Raw genomic sequence first — 19,554 nt, forward strand, 5'->3', positions numbered from 1 at the left:
CCTACAATCTGGTGTTTCGAATTCATCGTCAATTTTCAATAAAAAAAAGGAAGTCTTATTCGACTTCCCTGTATACTAATTTAATTCTGTCAAAATCATGCTGACTATAATTATTTTGCTCATTGTTTCCTCTAATTGCCTGCTGAAGTTGAACCTATTAAGTTTGAATTATCAAACATAAGCTTGCTTAAATTGTAAGCAACCAGGACCTGGTAACGTCCTATTTCAGCCTGTGCGAGATTCGCATCTGCAGAAATCACATCAGCTGCAGCGGCCATGCCGTTTGCATATAGAAGCTTGTTGATTCTTGCTGCTTCCTTTGCCAATTCAACGGTCTTATCCATGTTTACCAAAGATCTTTCTGCCTTAACAAGATTCAGATATGATTTTCTAACATCAAGCTCCACATCTTTGTATGCCTGAGGTACATTAAGTTCTGCATCTTTAAGTTCTTCTACAGCAGCTTTGTGTTGTCTTAAGTTTGAAGTGTAGTATGCAGTATATACATGAGTTTTTATTTTTTGAACTTCCAAAGCATTTTCTGCTTCGATTATTTCTGTTCTATCTTTTTTTGCCTTCTCAATTGCTGCATTAAGGTTTAGCTGTTGTGTTGGAACATAGTTTAAATCCTTGCTTGTGAGAATTACTTCTGTATCAAAAGGCAGATTCAATCCATTTAATAGATTGAGTTTTGACATGTTTAAATCGTCATTGGCAGAATCCAGTTCTGTCTGAGCCTGCTGAACTGACATTTCTCCGCTTAAAACTTCAGCTTTTGTAGCAGAACCTGTGTTGAACTTCAGATTTATAACTCTTAACTGTTCATTTGCACTGGCAAGCTTCGCCTTATTTATTTCGATTGTTTTTTCTGCAATCAACACATTGTAATAAAGAGATTTTGTTTTAATTTCTATTCCAACCGTAAGAACTTCCTTGTTTTTTTCAAGAAGCTTCATTTGAGTGTCAGCCGTCTTTATGTAATAATCATTTTTAACCAGCAATTTTTCAACATAATTGTCTGTTATATTCATTCCTGCAGTGGCTTCTAGTGACAATGACATCAAATATTCAACCTGTTTCTTGGCATCACTTCCATCTTTTCTCATTTGTTGCATTTGTTTTATACCATCGTTAATTTTCCACATTCCTCTGTCGTTTTCAACAGCCAGCTTAATGGCATCTTCAATTGAAAGCTGAAGAGGCTGTACAGTCTCTGTTGTAGTTTCAGCAGTTGTTGTAACTGCTTTTTCCTCATCTGCCAAAGCATAATTTGTTTGTATTGTAGTCAATGTAAGTACCATCGCCAATAAAAGCGCAATTTTTCTTTTCATACGCCCTCCCGTATTTAATGTTTTTATTTATTTTACACCAAAACCGTTGAAAAGTAAATTTATTATAATTTCTTCTCCGCTAATTCCGGCGAAATTGTTTGTACATTTGTTTCTGATAAACTCGCTGACGGTTCCAACAATCATTGTTACTACCAAATCGGAAGGAATATTCTTGTTAACAACTCCTTCTTTTTTGCCCTGCTCTACCATTCTGATTATGATTTTATTCATGTCTGATACATGGTTCATCATGGCATAAACCACTTTCTCAGAAATTATGTTTTTATTGGACATTATACCTTCGATAGTTGGTTCAGGACATTTTTCACTGCCTTGTTTCATTGAAATCATTTCTGTGAGCTTTTCTCTGAAAGTAATGTCCCTTAAGCTTATTTCCTCAATTTTTTCCTTGATTCCTGTCACTTTTTCAATGCAGGTTTCATCGAAAATTTCCTGCTTGCTGGTGAAGTATTCGTATAGTGTTCCTTTGCCTACCCCTGCCTTCAAAGCAATTTCTTCCATCCTGGTATTATGAAATCCCTTTTCTTTAAATAACTCCATGGCAGAGTTTAAAATATCTTGTCTTTTTTGATTGAATTCCGCCACTGAATCCTCCTAATTTTGTTCTACTGTATTTTTATGTTTAATGAATTTTCTTTTAAAAAATTCTGTAATATCATCAAATATTGTGTACATAACCGGTACAAGTACCAATGTTAAAACAGTGGACAATGCCAAGCCTCCGATTACTACAACACCCATGGATTGTGTCAGCTCTGCTCCTTCACCGATTCCTAAAGCCATTGGCACAAGACCCAGAATAGTTGTGAGTGCAGTCATCATGATTGGTCTTATTCTTATAGGACCTGCCTTCATAATTGCTGAAGTCCTGTCTTCACCGTTTCTTCTCCTGTTGTTCACATAATCAACAAGCACTATGGCGTTGTTAACTACAATACCAACAAGAATAATCAAACCTATGAGACCTATTACATTCAGAGGCAGTCCTGTGACAAACAGTCCTATAAATCCTCCTGACAAAGCAAGAGGAACAGAAAACATGATTGACAACGGCTGAATCAGCGATTCAAACTGTGCTGCAATTATCATGTAAACAAGGGCTACAGCAACTATCATAACCATGAACAAATCTGCAAAAGTTTCTTGTATTTGTTCAGTTTCTCCTCCAAATGTGTAGCTGTATCCGTTTGGCATCTCATAATCAGCAAGTGCCTTTGTAATGTCGTTGGAAACTGACTGAACGTCTCTTCCTGCAACACTTCCTGTAACGGTGAGAGTCCTTGTCTGGTTTTCTCTTGTTATTCTTACAGGGCCCTTGGCTGTTTTAATTTCCGCTACTTCAGAAAGAGGAATTGTTCCTCCTGCCGGAGTTGTTATTGGAAGCATATCCAAAAGCGACATGCTTTGTCCGTACATATTGTCTCCTTTTAAAACTACATCAAGCTCATCTCCGTCAATTTTGAATTTTGTAACAGTTGAACCTGCAAGAGTACTTCCAACCTGAGAGCCTATTTGAGCAGTTGTAAGACCATATTGAGATGCAATTCCTCTATCAGCTATAATTTGTACCTGAGGAATGCCGTCTTCATAACTTGATTCTACTTCTCTTGTTCCGTCTACATTTTCAATAATTTTCTTGAAGTCCTCGCCAATGCCTTTTAAAGTGTCAAGATCATCGCCCTTAATAGCTATAGATATTGCTCCGCCGCTCATGCCCATGGACATGGTTGAAGTTTCTGTAACGCTTATTTCAGCACCAGGAACATCTTTAAGCAATGTTCTCATTTCATCGCTTACTTCCTTGACGCTTCTGTCCCTGTCAGCCAGATCTGTAAGCATTACCATTATGCTTCCTGCATTTGAGCCGCTTGATATGCTCATCATTCCTCCGCTGCCTGCTGAGGTGAACACCGTCTTTACTTCAGGTATTTCTTTAATAATTTCATTTATTTCGCTTAAAGTATCATCAACTTGAGTAACTTCTGCTCCGTCAGGAAGAGTAACACTTATGCTGATTTGTCCTTCGTCCGTAGCAGGGAAAAACTCTGCTCCAACTGAAGCCACCATTGCAATACTTGCTGCAAATATTCCTATTGCTGTCAAGACAGTTGTAATTCTATGCCTCAAACTCCAGCTAAGAACTCTCTTGTATGTTGTAACAATTTTGCCGTGTTTTTTCTCCTGTTCTTCTTCGGACTCGAGGTTTCTTACTGAAACCAACTTTGATGACATCATTGGAACAAGTGTCAGCGCTACAAGCAATGAACTCATGAGTGCCATTACTATTGTCAGGGCAAAATCTCTGAATATGGTTGCTGCAAGTCCCCCGGTAAACACAATTGGAATAAATACGGCAACTGTTGTAAGTGTGGAAGCTGTTACTGCCATTGAAACTTCGTTTGCTCCTTCAATTGATGCATTTATTCTGTCCATTCCAATACTTCGGTGCCTGTAAATATTCTCCAGTACAACTATGGAGTTGTCAACCAGCATACCAACACCCAGAGCAAGACCTCCTATGGTCATCATGTTCAGTGTTATTCCTGCAAAGTATAAAAGAACAAATGTGGTTATTATTGATATTGGTATGGAAAGAGCTATTACCAATGTTGTTTTGAAACTTCTCAAAAATATCAATAGTATTACTACGGCAAGCATAGCTCCGGTAATAGCTGTGTTTTTTAAATTGTCAATGGACTGGTTTATGTAATCTGCCTGGTTAAAAACCGTTTCAATCTTTAAATCAGGATATTCCTTCTGAATTTTTTCAAGTTCCTTAGTAACGTCTTTTGCAACACTTACAGTATTTCCGTCAGATTGTTTCATAACAGATATTTGAACAACGTCCTGGCCGTTAAGTTTTGTCACAGTGGACTGATCTTTGTTCACAAATTCAACATCAGCTATGTCGCTTAATCTAACTGTTCCTCCTTTGGGAAGAGTAATATTTAAATTTCTTATTTCTTCAATATCTTTAAATTCCCCTACAGTTCTTACCGTAAGTTCGTTGCTTCCCTTCATAACCGTTCCGCCAGAAAGGTTTAGGTTTTCAGACTTAAGTATTCCGGAAATGTAGCTTTGGCTCAAATTGTAGCCCTTTGTCATTTCTTCCTTGAGCATTATTTCAACTTCTCGCTCAAGTCCACCTGAAACATCTGCTGAAGCAGTTCCTTCTATTCTTTCCAGTCGAGGCTGAATTACATCCTCTGCTAATTTCTGAGTTGTCTGAAGACTTCCCTTGCTTGAAATTGCAAGCTGCACTATTGGCATGCTGTCAAGGTCTATTTTCATTACAATAGGTGACGTTGTTCCGTCAGGCAGGAAGCCTTTTATCATATCAATTTTTTCTCTCATCTGAAGTGTTGCTTCGTCCATGTCTGTGCCGAAATTAAACTGCATCAGCAACAGTGAGCTGCCTTCATTTGAATAAGAAGTAATTGTGTCGATATTTTCTATGGTACCAACAGCCTGTTCCATTGGAACTGTTATGAGGTTTTCAACTTCTTCAGGTCCTGCACCTGAGTATGTGGTTTGAACAATTGCTATTGGTAGCTCGATGTTTGGAAGCAAATCTATTGACAGTTTGCTCAGGGATATGGCTCCCAGAACTATAACTATCAATATCATCATGGTTATTGTAACGGGTTTTTTTACTGAAAACTTAGCAAACATGCTTATTCACCCCTTACTACCTTTATTTTGCTGCCGCCTGTTATGTAATCCTGTCCTTTCACAATTACAGTGTCTCCTGCTGTAAGACCAGATTTAATCTCTATGTACGAACCAGTGTCAAGTCCTGTAACAACTTCTCTTTCTTCAGATACATCGCCGTTAACAACATAGACATAACTTTTTCCGTCTCTGTCAACAACAGCTTCCGTCTTAACAGCCAGAGCATTTTCGATTTTGTCTGTTTCAAAATTTATTTTTGCAAACATTCCGGGTTTAATAGACCCGTTGTTTTCAAGTATGATGTTCACTGTATAAAGATTTGTCATTGGGTCCGAGCTGGTGCTGATGCTGTCGATCACTGCTTTTTCGCTGTAATTTGCAGCACTGATTTCAACATTAGCTTCTGTTCCCTTATGAAGTTTGTTGACCATGTTTCCCGGAACTGCAAGTTCAATTGTTATGCTGTCTGAATCAACAATTGTAACAGGAGGTTTTGCTGAAGTTGCAAATTCTCCTTCAACAATGCTTATATCAGAAATAACTCCTGATATGGGAGCCTTTACAACTGCATTGTCCAAAGCATCTGCTGCGTTTTCATAGGCAACTCTTGCCTGATCAACACTTTTTGCAGCAACTTCCAAAGACTCGTCTGATGCAGCAAGCTTTGCCTGATCGTATTGACTTTCAGGTACTGCTCCTTCTTCATAAAGCTTTTGGATTCTTTCAAATGATTTTTTAGCATTTTCAATTTGTGATACGCTGACTTCATATCCTGCCTTCGCTGATTCATATGCAGCAAGAGCTTGATTAACCTGGTTTGTAATACTATCCGTATCCATAACGAATAACACATCATCCTTTTTAACCTTGTCTCCAACCTTTACATTGATTCTTTCAACTTTTCCGGACATGAGAGGTACAACATACACGTCCTTGTCTGCATAAGTCTTTGCTGTCATAATATTTTCAATATGCAGCTCCATTGGTTTCAATGTTTCCACCTCTACAGCTGTATATGATTCTTCTGTAACTTCGGCACTTATATCATTTGTTTTGCCGCAACCAGTAAAAACTAATGCTGTAACTAATAATAATGTCAATAATTTTTTCAAAATTCCCTCCAAATATTTCGACCGACCGGTCGGTTTCCAACTTATTGTATCACTGAGTTGTTGAAGTGTCAATTTTATTATTAACAAAATATACAGTTACAGCATAAATTTTACTTATTTTTACTCAGCCTTGGCTGCATTTTTGTAAATTTCATCCTTTTCTTCACTAGAAAGCAATTTTTCTGTTGTATATGCAATGAATGCTATTCCAAAAATATCAAGGACAAATCTAAGTGCCATGAATTTTATTCCCATGGATGACGCCTCAAATAAAAGAAGAGGAATTTTTGTTGTAGACCATGCTCCTATCATAATGAGCACATTTGAAAGCTTGCTTCCTTTTTTAAGAAGGACAACTGCCACAGGAAATGCTGCATACAAAGGACCTGCTGCAGCTGAGCCCAGGAAGAACGCGAGCAGCACTCCCACAATCCCTGATTTTTCTCCCATGTACTTAATCATTGTTTCTTTCTTAACCCATACATCCAAAAGTCCAAGGAGTATAAAAATAGGGGGCAGTATGGAAAGCATTTCAAGGGCATTGTCTATTGTCAAGTCTATTGACTTCATTCCTATGTCAGGTCTTGCAATTATTACTGCAATGTTTACTGCTGCAAGGGCAAAAAACACCTTGTATCTTTTTATTATTTTATTAAGCTTATCCATTACAGAAACACCCCCATAACAAATGCAACTATATAAGAAAACACAAATGCTTCTGCGTTTCTAATGAGAGTTGCCTTCTTCCCAAAAAATTTCATTTCAACGGGCATAGTAACCACACCAACCATCATGAGAGTTGATATGAATGCTGCAATCTGCATATATCCTGCTCCGCTTTTTAAAAGAGCTGCTGCCAGGGGAAATGCAATAAATCCCGGAATCAGTGTTATTGCTCCTATTACCGAAGCAATGATTACTCCAAACCACCCGGATTCGCTCCCAATCATGCTTGAAATTTGCTCCGGTGTTAAAATGGCTAACATGATGCCGATGATGACCAGTATAGAAAGAAACTGCGGTAAAATATTTTCAAATGATTTCCATGCCTTCTTCAAGGCGAGTTTTGTATTTTGTCTGCTTTTTGCAAAAGATACAGCCAAGGCTGCTATAGCAATTGCATACAAGGCAATTGTCGATGTCATAAATCCTCCTGTTTAATCAATTTTCTTTTTAAATTTTAATGTTGCAAGGGCTAGAAAGACTATGCCGAAAGCAACAAGAATTGCAAATTCTTTATAAAGTTCTCCAAATCCGTTTCCCTTCAAAATAATTCCCCGAAGAACCTTGATAAAATATGTGAGTGGAAGAACGTTGCTTAATCCATGTATAAAATCCGGCATTGCTTCTCTGGGAAACATGTAGCCTGAAAGAAGTATGTTCGGCATTATCATGAACATTGATAGCTGCATTGCCTGAAGCTGGCTTTTTGAAACCGTCGAAATTATTAGTCCCACTCCCAGAGCTCCGAACAAAAATACTGCCGAGAACAGCAATAGGAGCGTAATGCTTCCAGCTATGGGTACCCTGAACCAGAACACCGACAGAGCCAGTGCCAGAACAATATCCACGAAGCCTATCACAACGTAGGGAATGATTTTTCCTATCATCAGCTCCATTTTTGTTATGGGAGTCACTATGAGCTGCTCCATTGTACCTCTTTCCCTTTCCCTCACTATGGAAAATGAAGTAAGCATGAGTGTAACAGTTTGAAGTATAACTCCAATGAGCCCCGGAATGTTGAAGTAAATGCTGCTCATGTCAGGATTGTACCACACTCTGCTTCTCAAATCCAGTGACTTAGGCACAGTTGTTCCTCTTGTTTCCTGAATTATTTCTACAGACATTGACTGAACTACTCCTCCTGCACTAGAAAGTATGGTCTGCGCTGTTGTTGGATCTGTCCCGTCTACAATAAGCTGTAACTGAGCAGATTTGCCGCTTTTTAAATCTGCTGAAAAATCAGGAGGTATTACAATTCCTGCCTTGGCATAGCCGTTGTCTATATAATATTCAATATCATCCATGCTTTCAGCATAATAATCCATATCGAAGTATTGAGAATTTACAAGTTTTTGTACCAGTTCCCTGCTTTCTCTTCCCATGTCGTAATCCAGCACTGCCGTAGGAATGTGATCGACACTTGTTGAGGCCGCATATCCGAACAACAGAAGCTCCATGATGGGCATCATTATTATTATGGCAATGGTTCTTTTGTCTCTTTTAATCTGAGAAAATTCTTTTTTGATTATTGCCTTTATTCTGTTCGTGTTGAAATTCATTTTGTCACCTCTTTTTTACTTTTTTCCCTTTCCACAAGGAAAACAAACACGTCCTCAAGTGTCGGCTTACGTTCAATAGCCTTCAATGTGCTGTCAGACTTTATTTCAACTATATTCCCATCTATAATTTTTTCTTTCATGTTGTTGGGAGTGTCCAGAGACAAAATATTGCCATAGTATAGAAAACCAATTGAATTGCAGTGTTCAGCTTCATCCATGTAGTGAGTTGTAACAAGAATGGTAACACCTTTCTTTGACAATTTGTAAATTATTTCCCAAAACTGCCTTCTCGCTATGGGGTCAACACCTCCTGTAGGCTCATCCAGCAAAAGTATTTCAGGTTCATGTATTATGGAGCATCCAAGAGCAAGCCGCTGCTTCCACCCTCCTGAAAGATTTGAAACAATCAGCTTTTCTTTTCCCCACAAATCTGCCATTTTAAGAATTTCTTTTTTCTTTTCCTTCAATTTGTTTTTTGGAATGCAGTATACTCCTCCGTAAAAATCCAGATTTTCTTCGACGGTCAGTTCTTCGTAAAGGCTGAACTTCTGTGACATGTAACCTATTCTACTCTTAAGCTTTTCCCTGTCCTCCATTATGTCATATCCAAGTATGTGACCTGAGCCTGATGTTGGATTTAAAAGACCGAGAATCATTCTTATTACAGTAGTCTTGCCCGAGCCGTTAGGACCTAAAAAACCAAACACTTCTCCTCTTTTCACATCAAAGCTTACATTGTTTACGGCAACAAATTCACCGAACAGTTTTGTAAAATTCTTGATTTCAATTGCATTTTCCATATGTCATCTCCGCACGGCTTTTTACAATATTTACAAACACATCTTCCAGAGTCGGTATGTTTTCACTCATAACAAAATCTAAATTTATATTCTTTAAGGATTCTTCAATTATGTTTTTTGTACATTCCATGTTTGCCGTAACCACATGAAGTTCTTCTCCTCGCAAATACACATCCTGTACACTTTCAATTCCTTGTACAGCTTCCTTTAAGGAGTAGATGTCATCGGAAACAATGCATAAAATGTGTTTGTCGAAGTCCCTTATTATGTTGTCGGGTCTGTCACTTTTAATAATGCTTCCCTGATACATGAGTCCTATTTCATCACATCTTTCTGCTTCATCCATATAAGGAGTGCTGACAAAAATGGTTACTCCTTGTTCCCTCAAGTCAAAAAGTATTTTCCAAAGTTCTCTTCTTGCAACAGGATCTACACCTATGGTGGGCTCATCCAGAAACAAATATTTAGGAGTGTGGATCAAGTTGCATGAAAGAGCAAGTTTCTGCTTCATTCCTCCTGACAGCTGGTCTGCAAGCTTGTACGAATGGTTTAATAGGCTGCTGAATTCCAGCAGAAATTTAATTTTTTCCTTGCTTTCTCTTTTTGGAACCTGGTATATTTCAGAATAAAACTCAAGGTTTTCTATTACAGTCAGATCTCCATACAAACTGAACTTTTGAGGCATGTATCCCATGTGTTTTTTTATTTCTTCGCTGTTTTTAACTATATCAAGGCCTCCTACTTTTCCTGTGCCGCTGTCAGGCTTTATAAGGGAACACAGCATGCGCATGGTTGTTGTCTTTCCTGCTCCATCAGGTCCTATAAGACCATATATTGTGTTTTTTCTTACATTAATATTTAGGTTGTCTACAGCTGTAATGTCGCCAAATTTCTTAACAAGGGAAAATGTCTGAATGTCATGTTCCATAATGCCTCCTAATCCACCTTGATTTTTATGTCAACAGGCATTCCTGGTTTCACAACTCCGTTGGAGTCATTAACAGTTATTGTCACTTCAAAAACAGTGTTTACTCTTTCTTCCTTTGTCTGTATGTTCTTTGGAGTGAACTCAGCTTCTTCGTTTATTCTTGATACATTACCTTTAAATGTTCTTGAACTATCTGAATCAACATATACTTCAGCTTCCTGCCCTACCTTTATGAGGCCTATGTTCTTTTCAGAAACGTAAGATATTACTTCTGTGTTCTGTTTTTCAAATAATTCTGCAAGCAATTTCCCTGCGGACACAAATTCTCCTTTGTTTACATGAAGTGTATTTACCAAGACATCTGCAGGTGCTTTAATGAGTGTTTTTTCGAGTTCTGCCTTAGACTGTTCCATGCTTTTTTGTGCTTGTTCATGCTGAGCCATTGCTATTTCAATTTGACTTTCAAGCTGAGCAAGCTGTGTGTTTCCTGAAGACAAAGATAGTTCATACCCTGATTTTGCCTGAAGCATTTTGTTTTTTGCTGCTGAAGCGATTTCTTCTGTAGGATATGAATTTACAATGTTAAGCTGTGACAGGGCTGAATTGTATTGTGCCAGTGCTATGTCGTAGCCCTTTAGCACCTCGTCATACCTGCTCTGTGAAACCGCTCCTTCATCAAGCAAAATTCTTGTTCTCTCTGCTGCTGATTTTGCAAAATCAAAATTTGCTTCTGCCTGCTTCACTGCTTCCTGCACCTGGTTAATTTCATCATCGCTTGCTCCACCCATTACTTTTTCATATTCAGCCTGAGCAGACAAGTATGCACTTTTGGATTGGTTTGACATGTCTTCATTTTGAAGTTTTAAGTTGCTTTGATTTTTTTCAAGAAGTTCCAGGTTCTTTTCTGAAATCTTAAGGTTAATCAGTGACTGCTCATATTGATTTTTAAGGCTTGTGCTGTTAATTTCTGCTATTATGTCTCCTGCCTTTACACTGTCTCCTTCTTCAATATTTATTTTTTCTATGATTCCTGTTATTTGGCTGCTTATTGAAATTCCGTTGTTTTCTACGGTTCCTGATGCTTCAATAAATGTGCCATTGTTTGCATATACCACTGCTGAATCATTTTTTTGCAAATTGTTGAAAATATAAATTGAAATGAGAACTAAAAAAATTATGACAGGCATGATTACTATTTTGCCATTTGACTTGAGATGATTAAAAATATTTTGCATAACGCCCTCCGTTTATATTGATTGTTCAGCTTTGAACAACTATAATATAAATCAGTCGTTAAAACAGTTACCACGGTAACTTTTTGAAAAACATTTATAGTTCATCGGAAAGGAAATATTATGAAAAATTTTAATAAAATACTTGTAAATACTCAATTATTCAAATGCTTTACCTGCGAAGAACTTGACGAAATTTTTGATGAACATTATTACACAGTAAAAGACTATGAAAAAAACACCATAATATATTTACAAAATGAAAAATGCGAAAGTCTGGACATTATTTTAAAAGGAGTAATAACAATACAAAAAATTGATCAGGACGGTAAAATACTTACAATCAGTGATTTTATGAGCGGAGACGTTTTAGGGGAAAACCTGCTTTTTTCAGCCAGCAGCAACTATCCCATGACAATTACAGCAAAGACCGACTGCACCTTGCTTCACATGAAAAGTTCTCTTGTACTGTCCCTTTGTCAAAAAAACGAATGCTTTTTAAAGAGTTTTCTCATGTCACTTTCAAGCAAGACACTTATCCTTTCAAACAAGATAAAGTCTCTTACTATGAAGACAATACGGCAATACATCGTAGATTTTCTTTTGATAGAGTATTATTCCCAGGGAAGCAATAAAATAAAACTTAAGATGTCAAAGAAAGATTTAGCTGAAAAACTTGGAATTCAGCGTTCTTCCCTGTCACGTGAGCTTAATAAAATGCGAAGTGACGGACTGGTTGAATTTGATGCAAATTACATATTCATAAAAGATGTTGATTTCATGAAAACACTGCATACAAACTGAAAAGAATCTGAAGAACAGATTCCTTAATTTGTTATTTATGATTATACAATTCATTTGATGGTATAATAAAAGAAAAAGTTTAGAGGTGAAACTATTGTTAGAAGCTGAAAAAACTACACTTGTTTTTTTTATATACGGATTGGCATTTTTTTCGATGGGTATTTCAGCCCTACAGCAAAATACATACGGTGACAGCAATTTCACTCTTCTTAAGTCCATAAAATACCTTGGATATTTTGGACTGGTTCATGGAATGGCTGAATGGGTTTGGATGATCATAATGTTGAAGGCTTATCCGGACTTTTATACTGAATTCTTTGCTCTGGCAATTTACTTAAACACGCTGTCATTTTCATTTTTATGGAGATTCGGCACAGAACTCATTGAATACAACGGAATATTTAATAAAATAACGAAAAGATTGCCTTATATAGTGTCTGTATTTTGGGCAATTGAATTTTTTTATTTTTACTTTGTTCAAAAAACATTTTTGTTTAAGTGGTTCTTTGTTGATGATATAATGAACCGCTACTTCCTGGGGCTGCCCGGCAGTTTGATAACATGTTATGCCCTTTATAAAAATGCCAGAGCACTGAATCTTCTTAATTATAAGAAAATTGCTTCAAGGTTGAAAGGAATTTCATATTTATTTTTGCTTTATGGCATTCTATCGGGACTCATCGTTGATGAAAGAGAATTTTTTCCTGCAAGCATATTAAACAGGCAAATGTTTATGAATATATTCAATTTTCCTGTAGAGGTAGGAAGGACAGCAACTGCTATTTCCATTACGATTTTGTTCATTTTGGTAATAGATATTTTCAGACTGGAAACAAAACAAAAATTAGCAAGGCTTTCACGAAGTAACGCTGCCGGTCTTGAAAGAAGAAAGTTAGGCCGTGAGCTCCATGATATTATCATTCAAAACCTTTTTGCTTCTGGACTTGCTGTAGAAAATTTAATTGAAAACACAGAAGATGCTCATAATAAGGAAAGTCTACTAAACGTTAAATCAAATCTTAATGATACTATCGGACTAATTAGGAGTTTTATTCAAAACTCACTAGCCCAGAGCATGGATTTGGAAGATTTAAATGTCAAGCTTCAGGAACTTGTGCAGCAGGTTCAGCGAGGACGAATACTGCGCATAAAATACAGATACAACGTTTCTGAAATATATACATCGTGCCTGTCCAACGAGAAAATAACCGAACTTTACTATATATTAAAAGAAGCCCTGACAAATGCAGTTAAACATTCTAATGGTGATACTATTGAAGTCATTGTTGTTTCAACCATCGACTCCATTCGGGGAACCGTAAAAGACAACGGCAGCGGATTTGATTACAGCAAGGAAATCTATAAGGAAAATCACTACGGTTTACTTTCAATGAATGAGCGGGCCGCAATTGTAAGCGGAATACTGAACATAGACAGCTCCAGCAATGGAACTGAAGTAAAAATTATTATTCCTTGGGGAGTGTGTGAATATGAAAAATAATGTATCAATTATGCTTGTGGATGATCACGCTGTTGTGAGATTCGGCATAAGATCTTTGATTGAGAAAAACCCAGGCTGGTTTGTATGTGCAGAGGCAGAAACATTGGCAAGCGCTTATGAGCTGGCAGAAAAACTAAAGCCTGATATAGTCCTCCTTGATATAAAACTTCCTGACGGAGACGGTGCTGTAGGATGCAGAGAAATAAAAAAAATAGTGCCAAACGTGAAAATAATCATACTCACAGCGTACAGCGATGACTCCATAGTTGCAGAGGCAGTGAAATCAGGAGCTGATGGATACCTTCTCAAGAATATTGACAGCAAGGGAATAATTACAGCAATAGAAAATGTTATAAAGGGTGCTTCCATACTGGATACTGCCATGGTAGGCAGCTTATTTAACATAGTAAAGAAGACAGAACAGCTCGAAGAACTTACTGCTCAGGAAAAAACCATACTGCAGCTCATATCCATGGGCAAGACAAACAAAGAAATAAGCAAAGAATTGTTTTTAGCTGATAAGACAGTAAGAAACATTGTAAGCAGAATACTTAAAAAAATCAATGTAACCAACAGAACAGAAGCAGCATTATATTACATAAGACAAATGTCCCTTAAATGAGGGACATTTGTCTTAATCAAAGGACATTGGACATATAGTAAATAACCAGTCTCTCTGCTATGATAATAATATAACAATTTGATTGTTTAAAACTATATGGAGGATACGAATTTGAAGAAAAGAAGTTTATTATTAATTGCAGTAATGGTTGTTTCGCTGCTTGCGGCATGCTCTCAACAAACTCAGCAGCCACAAGTTGACAATAGTGAAAAAAATACTGAAGTTACAACTGATGTATTGGTTATAGGTGGCGGCGGCGCAGGTATGGTGTCAGGAATTACTGCAGCCGAAAATGGTTCAAAAGTAATAATCGTTGAAAAAATGCCAATGCTTGGAGGCAATACTATAATTTCAGCAACAGGTATCACTGCTTCTGATACTGACCTTCATGAAAAAGCAGGAATCCCTTTTACAGTTGAAGATCATATTAAAAAAACAATGGAAACAGGAAAAAATCTTCCTGATGAAAAGCTGGTTAGAATCCTTGCAGAAAACAGCAATGACGCATATGAATGGCTGGTTTCTATGGGATTAAGCTACAAACTTGATGAAAAAGAACCTTGGTGGATAATACCTGTTGAAGGACACTACGGAAGACAGCTTTTCAATGCATTTAACACTAAAGTTGAAGAACTTGGAGACAAAATAGAAATCAAACTTGATACAAAAGCTACAGAATTGATTGTTGAAGAAGGTAATGTTGTTGGAGCCAAAGTTGCTGACAAAGAAGGCAAAGAATTTGTAATCAAAGCAAATTCAGTTGTAATAGCAACAGGCGGATTTGGAAACGCACCTGAATTAATAGGCGAATACAACAAAAATTATGTTGGAGCACACAACATCATGAGTACTGCCGGTTCAACAGGAGACGGATTTAAAATGGCCGTGGCTGTGGGAGCAGGAACAAGAGACATGGAACACCACCAGATGAGACCTTTGGCTACACCTGGTTACTGGATAAGAGAAACAGTTATTAATGAAGAAGGCCTTGGCGGAATTTTGGTTAACACATCAGCTGTAAGATTTACAAATGAAACTTTAAAGCCTCTTGAACTGGTTCCTCAGATTTTGAAACAAACGGACAGAATTGCATACGTAGTTTTCGACTCCGAAATGGCTGCTACAAAAAATGGAACATCTGCAATAAAAAACGGAAATATGATTGAAGCAGCAACTATAGAAGAACTTGCAGGAAAACTCGGTCTTGATTCTGCAAAGCTCATGGAAACTGTTAACAGCTACAACGAAGGTATTGACGAGTTTGGAAGAAGCACAATGGGTAAAGTAACAGTAGGACCATTTTACGGTGTAAAAGTTGCTCCGTCTTCACACTACACAATGGCTGGAATTACAATAAATGAAAATGCACAGGTTACAAACGAATCTGGAGAAGCAATACCAGGACTTTATGCAGCAGGTGAAGTTGTGGGAGGTTTGTATGGTGCAGGCCGTATAGCAGGAAACAACACTCTGGATGATATAGTATTCGGTAAAATCGCAGGAAAAAATGCTTCAGTAAAATAAGAACTAAAAAAGATTTGCGTTCACCGCAAATCTTTTTGCTTTTACTTTTTAAGCTTGTACTTTCCTACCATTTCTTTTAACATTTGTGCCTGACTTGTCAGCTCTTCGCTTGCAGCAGCACCTTCTTCAGATGTTGCTGAATTTGCCTGTACGACCTGTGACACCTGCATAACACCAATATTGATTTGCTCAAGACCGGCTGCTTGTTCGTTTGATGATGTTGCTATATCATTTACTAGATTTGCTACTTTATCAACCTCTTCAACAATTTCATTCAGGGCTTTTGCTGTATTTTGTGCTATATTAGTTCCCACCTGTGATTTTTTAATAGAGTTTTCAATCATTTCAGTTGTTTCTTTAGCGGCACTGGCAGATCGTGCAGCAAGATTTCTTACTTCCTCTGCAACCACCGCAAAACCCTTGCCATGCTGCCCAGCCCTTGCAGCTTCAACTGCCGCATTTAGAGCAAGTATATTTGTTTGGAAAGCTATGTCATCAATCACCTTTATAATTTTTGATATATTTGTTGAAGAACTATTTATTTCATTCATGGCATTGAGCATTTCCTTCATTTGCTGATTGCCGTTTTCAGCAGTAAACTTTGCTTTTTCTGCAAATTCATTTGCTTTATTGGCATTTTTAGCACTCAGGGACGTCTGGGCAGAAATTTCTTCTAAAGATGCTGTCAGTTCTTCTATGGAGCTTGCTTGTTCTGTTGCTCCTTGTGACAGCATAATACTTGATTCAGATATCTGGCTTGCACCAGCTGCCACTTCCTCAGAAGCAACACTTATGTTTGATAAAATGGCATTGTTATTTGCAACCATTTCAGCAAGCTTAATCCCAAGGATATCTTTATCCGATCTGGCTTCCACATTTATAGTCAAATCTCCCTCAGCAATGCTTTGCGCTGTCAAAGCTTGAGAACGGATGTTTTCAATCATCCTTTCAAAGGCTTTCATCAGTCTTCCTATTTCATCATTTGAGCTTGTATTAACATTGACATTTACATTTCCAATTGCCAGTTCATCCGAAACTTCAACAAGATTGTTTATTGGATTTACTATACCTTTAGTGATTGCAAGGCTTAATACTATACTGATAATAATAGAAATTATAACTACTATAATTAAAATAGTGCTTGTAAATGAATAAAGTTTGTCAGCATTCTGATTTTCCAAATCTGCATTTTGCTGATTAAATTCTGCCAATTCAAGCAGCATAGCTGATACTTCGTCATATATTACCCTTGAGTTTCCTTTTGCAAGAGCTACTGCTTCATCTGTCATCATATTGTTGCTTAGAGCAACAATCTCTTCATTTATTTTCAGGTACTCATTCCATTTTGATTTTATGGATTCTAAAAGTGCCCTATCCGTGTCATTGCTGATTAAATCGCTGTACAAATCAAAGTAATTATTTATTTCAATGTTCTTTGAATTCATTTTATCTTCGTATTGAGCAAGTTCAGATTTTTCTTTAGATAAAACATGACCAAGTTCATATATTCTGAAATCTGAAACAGCTGTGTTCATTTCACTTGAATACATTACGCTGGGCAGACTGTTTTCTGCAATGACAGTTGTACTATTATTTATATCTCCCAGTGAATAAATTGAAAACAAACCTATAAATGCAAGAATTATAGTTATAATACCAAATCCAAGCAGCAATCTTCCTCTAATTGACAAATCTTTTCTAATTTTAAGCTTCATTTAAGTTCTCCTTAGTTGATTTAATTTAGCTAGTTCATAATTTCTTTCATAACGTTTGCTATAAAATAATTTACGAACAAAAACAGATTTCCCAATTCCGTTAGCATACTTGCTTTTAATTTTTGTTATTCAATTTTAGCTTATACAGCTTATAGGTCATGTGTAATATATAATTTAATTTTCCCTCCTGTTTTTCATCTCCTTTAAATTTATGTTAATAAAAATCAACTGAAAAGTATAAAATTTAACCGAACAAATGTTGCTGCGCCACTTCCGCAAAGGAGGGCAGCGCCCCCTTCACCTATGCCCCTTAACGGCAGTACGTACCAATCCTTACTAAAAATTAAATATAATTGCACAGAGTTATCCGTCAAAAAAAAAGTAGGCAAAAATTGCCTACAAAAATTAGACTATATAGTCATTAATAATCTTGGCAACCTGACAATCATGGCATTAAGCTTTAGACTCACGGCTTTGCGTCACCACTTTTCAATGGTTTTGCCTTTTCAATTTATTTTTATTACTTTCACATTGTTCTTATATATTAAGCTTAGATGAATATAAAGTCAATAAATATATATATATGAATTTTTATCACAAAGCATCTTTCTAACGTGTCATTCTGGGTATGTAGACTGAATACTCATACCTTCAAATGATGAGATCCTTTGCTCAGGATGAAGCACCGGAAATTTTTGCCAATAATACGAGGCTGACATTTTCTGGTCAGTATTAATCATTATTCAGTAAATCCTGCTGAATGCATTTGCTCTTCTTTAACGAATATTGCCATTCCTGTTTTCAATTTCCTGAAATTTAACTTTTGATAAAACGGTTCTTTTCCTGGAGATGCAAATAGTATTATGTTGCAATGGGAAAGACGTTGTATGATGCTCTCCATAATTAATTTGCCTACACCATTCCCCTGATATTCAGGTACTACTGCTATATCATAAACTGCAGCTTCATAAGCTCCATCTGAAATAGCCCGACCAAACCCTATCATTTGTTCCTCATGGAAAGCAAACACAACACTGTGGCTGTTCTCAAATGCTTTTTTATGAACCTCACCATCAAAATACCCCATGCCAACTCGTTTTAAAATTTCACAAACATTATTAAAATCAATATTCGAACAATTTAATTGTAAAGTGACCTCCATTTTATCCTCCCTATTAATTATGCTTTTTGCCGAAATGAATAAACAAGACTGCCAATCCACAATGAGTAATTTGACAGTCCGGTATTAATCATAACTAATTAAAAACATTTTTTGAACCACATTAATATAAAAGCAACTGTTTTATCCATTACTAATAGTTGTTTTCAGAAAACCTTTTAACTCTATCAGATTTATCCTTCAAATATTTTTCATTTATAATCTTATAGGGACCATCATCTAATTTTTCAATAATGCCTTCAGATTCAAACTTATTTAAGATGTTATATAAACTTCTTCTGCTAATATTCAAGTTGTCACATATGTCATAAATGCTTTTATAGATAAATTTGCAATTGCATGAATTCTCCAGGACATAGTAGGATACCAGCTCGCACTGAGAAAACAAATTGCTCATGAGCATTTTTTTATACATTACATAAACCCTGCTGCTTGTCTTAAAATAAAAGAAAGTAGAAAATTCTGAATTTTTCATCAGCATGTTCATCATATCAGTATTCAGGCACAGCAGTACAACATCAGTCACAGCAATATTATTGCCGTAAAAATTATGTTTTCTGAAATAACTGATCTGTCCGGCAAACTCATTTTCTGAAATGACATCTAAAAGTATTTTTTTGCCCAAATCAGAATAGCTTTCTATTTTAACTGTACCTTCTAGAATATAATAAATTTGATTATCTATATTTTCTGCCCTCGAAAAACATGTTCCCTTTTTCAAAGTCAAAACAGGAATATTATCTAAACATTCTTTAATGTAAGTATATATGTGAGAGTTTTCAATTAACATAAAATACCTCCAATATAAGTTTGAATTATAATATATTATT

17 protein-coding genes and 1 riboswitch are annotated in these 19,554 nt (G+C 36.5%); of the genes, 4 read left to right on the forward strand and 13 right to left on the reverse strand.

The annotated features are described in order from the left end of the window. Positions 1-131: 131 nt before the first annotated feature. From LY60_RS13705 to LY60_RS13750, 10 genes are all read right to left on the reverse strand, one after another. Positions 132-1,331 (reverse strand): TolC family protein, encoded by a 1,200-nt coding sequence (locus tag LY60_RS13705; protein ID WP_145084992.1) that lies wholly within the window; start codon positions 1,329-1,331, stop codon positions 132-134. Positions 1,332-1,358: 27 nt separating this feature from the next. Next, the gene (locus LY60_RS13710) at positions 1,359-1,937 is read right to left on the reverse strand and encodes a TetR/AcrR family transcriptional regulator (protein WP_145084993.1); all 579 of its coding nucleotides are present in this window, start codon (positions 1,935-1,937) and stop codon (positions 1,359-1,361) included. A 9-nt stretch (positions 1,938-1,946) separates the two neighbouring features. Then, the gene (locus LY60_RS13715; RefSeq protein WP_145084994.1) at positions 1,947-5,024 is read right to left on the reverse strand and encodes an efflux RND transporter permease subunit; all 3,078 of its coding nucleotides are present in this window, start codon (positions 5,022-5,024) and stop codon (positions 1,947-1,949) included. A 2-nt stretch (positions 5,025-5,026) separates the two neighbouring features. Further along, entirely contained in the window at positions 5,027-6,136 is a 1,110-nt protein-coding gene (locus LY60_RS13720; RefSeq protein ID WP_145084996.1) for an efflux RND transporter periplasmic adaptor subunit, read from the reverse strand. 120 nt (positions 6,137-6,256) lie between these two features. Further along, positions 6,257-6,802, reverse strand: a complete 546-nt coding sequence (locus tag LY60_RS13725) for a permease (protein ID WP_145084998.1) — start codon at positions 6,800-6,802, stop codon at positions 6,257-6,259. Beyond that, positions 6,802-7,281 carry a permease gene (locus LY60_RS13730; protein ID WP_145085000.1) on the reverse strand — a complete coding sequence of 160 codons (480 nt, stop codon included), beginning with the start codon at positions 7,279-7,281 and terminating at the stop codon, positions 6,802-6,804. Before LY60_RS13730 ends, LY60_RS13725 begins: the two co-directional genes overlap by 1 nt. Before the next feature lie 12 nt (positions 7,282-7,293). After that, a complete protein-coding gene (locus LY60_RS13735) occupies positions 7,294-8,418 on the reverse strand; it encodes an ABC transporter permease (protein WP_145085002.1) in 1,125 nt (374 codons plus the stop codon). Continuing rightward, entirely contained in the window at positions 8,415-9,218 is an 804-nt protein-coding gene (locus LY60_RS13740) for an ABC transporter ATP-binding protein (protein ID WP_145085003.1), read from the reverse strand. The genes LY60_RS13735 and LY60_RS13740 overlap by 4 nt, the downstream gene beginning before the upstream one ends. Continuing rightward, positions 9,202-10,146, reverse strand: coding sequence for an ABC transporter ATP-binding protein (locus tag LY60_RS13745; RefSeq protein ID WP_145085004.1), 945 nt, complete (start codon positions 10,144-10,146; stop codon positions 9,202-9,204). Before LY60_RS13745 ends, LY60_RS13740 begins: the two co-directional genes overlap by 17 nt. Before the next feature lie 8 nt (positions 10,147-10,154). Further along, the gene (locus tag LY60_RS13750; protein ID WP_145085005.1) at positions 10,155-11,381 is read right to left on the reverse strand and encodes an HlyD family secretion protein; all 1,227 of its coding nucleotides are present in this window, start codon (positions 11,379-11,381) and stop codon (positions 10,155-10,157) included. A gap of 120 nt (positions 11,382-11,501) precedes the next feature. On the opposite strand from LY60_RS13750, the gene LY60_RS13755 reads away from it, so the two are divergent. The 4 genes from LY60_RS13755 to LY60_RS13770 all read left to right on the forward strand — a co-directional run bounded on the left by LY60_RS13755 (position 11,502) and on the right by LY60_RS13770 (position 15,829). Further along, positions 11,502-12,182, forward strand: coding sequence for a Crp/Fnr family transcriptional regulator (locus LY60_RS13755; protein ID WP_145085007.1), 681 nt, complete (start codon positions 11,502-11,504; stop codon positions 12,180-12,182). A gap of 94 nt (positions 12,183-12,276) precedes the next feature. After that, entirely contained in the window at positions 12,277-13,683 is a 1,407-nt protein-coding gene (locus LY60_RS13760) for a sensor histidine kinase (RefSeq protein WP_170226237.1), read from the forward strand. Then, on the forward strand, positions 13,673-14,305 hold the full coding sequence (locus LY60_RS13765) for a response regulator transcription factor (RefSeq protein ID WP_145085011.1): 633 nt from the start codon (positions 13,673-13,675) through the stop codon (positions 14,303-14,305). The genes LY60_RS13760 and LY60_RS13765 overlap by 11 nt, the downstream gene beginning before the upstream one ends. Positions 14,306-14,416: 111 nt before the next feature. Beyond that, complete coding sequence (locus LY60_RS13770) at positions 14,417-15,829, forward strand: flavocytochrome c (protein ID WP_170226239.1); 1,413 nt, start codon at positions 14,417-14,419, stop codon at positions 15,827-15,829. A gap of 41 nt (positions 15,830-15,870) precedes the next feature. Here the strand turns inward: LY60_RS13770 and LY60_RS13775 are convergent, their stop codons facing one another. The 3 genes from LY60_RS13775 to LY60_RS13785 form a co-directional block, all read right to left on the reverse strand. Next, positions 15,871-17,544 carry a methyl-accepting chemotaxis protein gene (locus LY60_RS13775; protein WP_246145489.1) on the reverse strand — a complete coding sequence of 558 codons (1,674 nt, stop codon included), beginning with the start codon at positions 17,542-17,544 and terminating at the stop codon, positions 15,871-15,873. A 429-nt stretch (positions 17,545-17,973) separates the two neighbouring features. Continuing rightward, positions 17,974-18,057: riboswitch (cyclic di-GMP riboswitch) on the reverse strand. A gap of 226 nt (positions 18,058-18,283) precedes the next feature. Continuing rightward, positions 18,284-18,706 carry a GNAT family N-acetyltransferase gene (locus LY60_RS13780; protein WP_145085015.1) on the reverse strand — a complete coding sequence of 141 codons (423 nt, stop codon included), beginning with the start codon at positions 18,704-18,706 and terminating at the stop codon, positions 18,284-18,286. 151 nt (positions 18,707-18,857) lie between these two features. Continuing rightward, positions 18,858-19,514: a Crp/Fnr family transcriptional regulator gene (locus LY60_RS13785; RefSeq protein WP_145085017.1), complete on the reverse strand. Its 657-nt coding sequence runs from the start codon at positions 19,512-19,514 to the stop codon at positions 18,858-18,860. Positions 19,515-19,554 lie beyond the last annotated feature (40 nt).

Source organism: Sedimentibacter saalensis, assembly GCF_007830175.1.
Lineage (GTDB): Bacteria > Bacillota > Clostridia > Tissierellales > Sedimentibacteraceae > Sedimentibacter > Sedimentibacter saalensis.

Coding starts and splice junctions, on each gene's coding strand:
- LY60_RS13755 (WP_145085007.1), top strand. CDS start 11,502: ATGAAAAATTTTAATAAAATACTTGTAAATACTCAATTATTCAAATGC.
- LY60_RS13785 (WP_145085017.1), bottom strand. CDS start 19,514: ATGTTAATTGAAAACTCTCACATATATACTTACATTAAAGAATGTTTA.
- LY60_RS13725 (WP_145084998.1), bottom strand. CDS start 6,802: ATGGATAAGCTTAATAAAATAATAAAAAGATACAAGGTGTTTTTTGCC.
- LY60_RS13775 (WP_246145489.1), bottom strand. CDS start 17,544: ATGAAGCTTAAAATTAGAAAAGATTTGTCAATTAGAGGAAGATTGCTG.
- LY60_RS13730 (WP_145085000.1), bottom strand. CDS start 7,281: ATGACATCGACAATTGCCTTGTATGCAATTGCTATAGCAGCCTTGGCT.
- LY60_RS13765 (WP_145085011.1), top strand. CDS start 13,673: ATGAAAAATAATGTATCAATTATGCTTGTGGATGATCACGCTGTTGTG.
- LY60_RS13740 (WP_145085003.1), bottom strand. CDS start 9,218: ATGGAAAATGCAATTGAAATCAAGAATTTTACAAAACTGTTCGGTGAA.
- LY60_RS13735 (WP_145085002.1), bottom strand. CDS start 8,418: ATGAATTTCAACACGAACAGAATAAAGGCAATAATCAAAAAAGAATTT.
- LY60_RS13780 (WP_145085015.1), bottom strand. CDS start 18,706: ATGGAGGTCACTTTACAATTAAATTGTTCGAATATTGATTTTAATAAT.
- LY60_RS13715 (WP_145084994.1), bottom strand. CDS start 5,024: ATGTTTGCTAAGTTTTCAGTAAAAAAACCCGTTACAATAACCATGATG.
- LY60_RS13705 (WP_145084992.1), bottom strand. CDS start 1,331: ATGAAAAGAAAAATTGCGCTTTTATTGGCGATGGTACTTACATTGACT.
- LY60_RS13750 (WP_145085005.1), bottom strand. CDS start 11,381: ATGCAAAATATTTTTAATCATCTCAAGTCAAATGGCAAAATAGTAATC.
- LY60_RS13745 (WP_145085004.1), bottom strand. CDS start 10,146: ATGGAACATGACATTCAGACATTTTCCCTTGTTAAGAAATTTGGCGAC.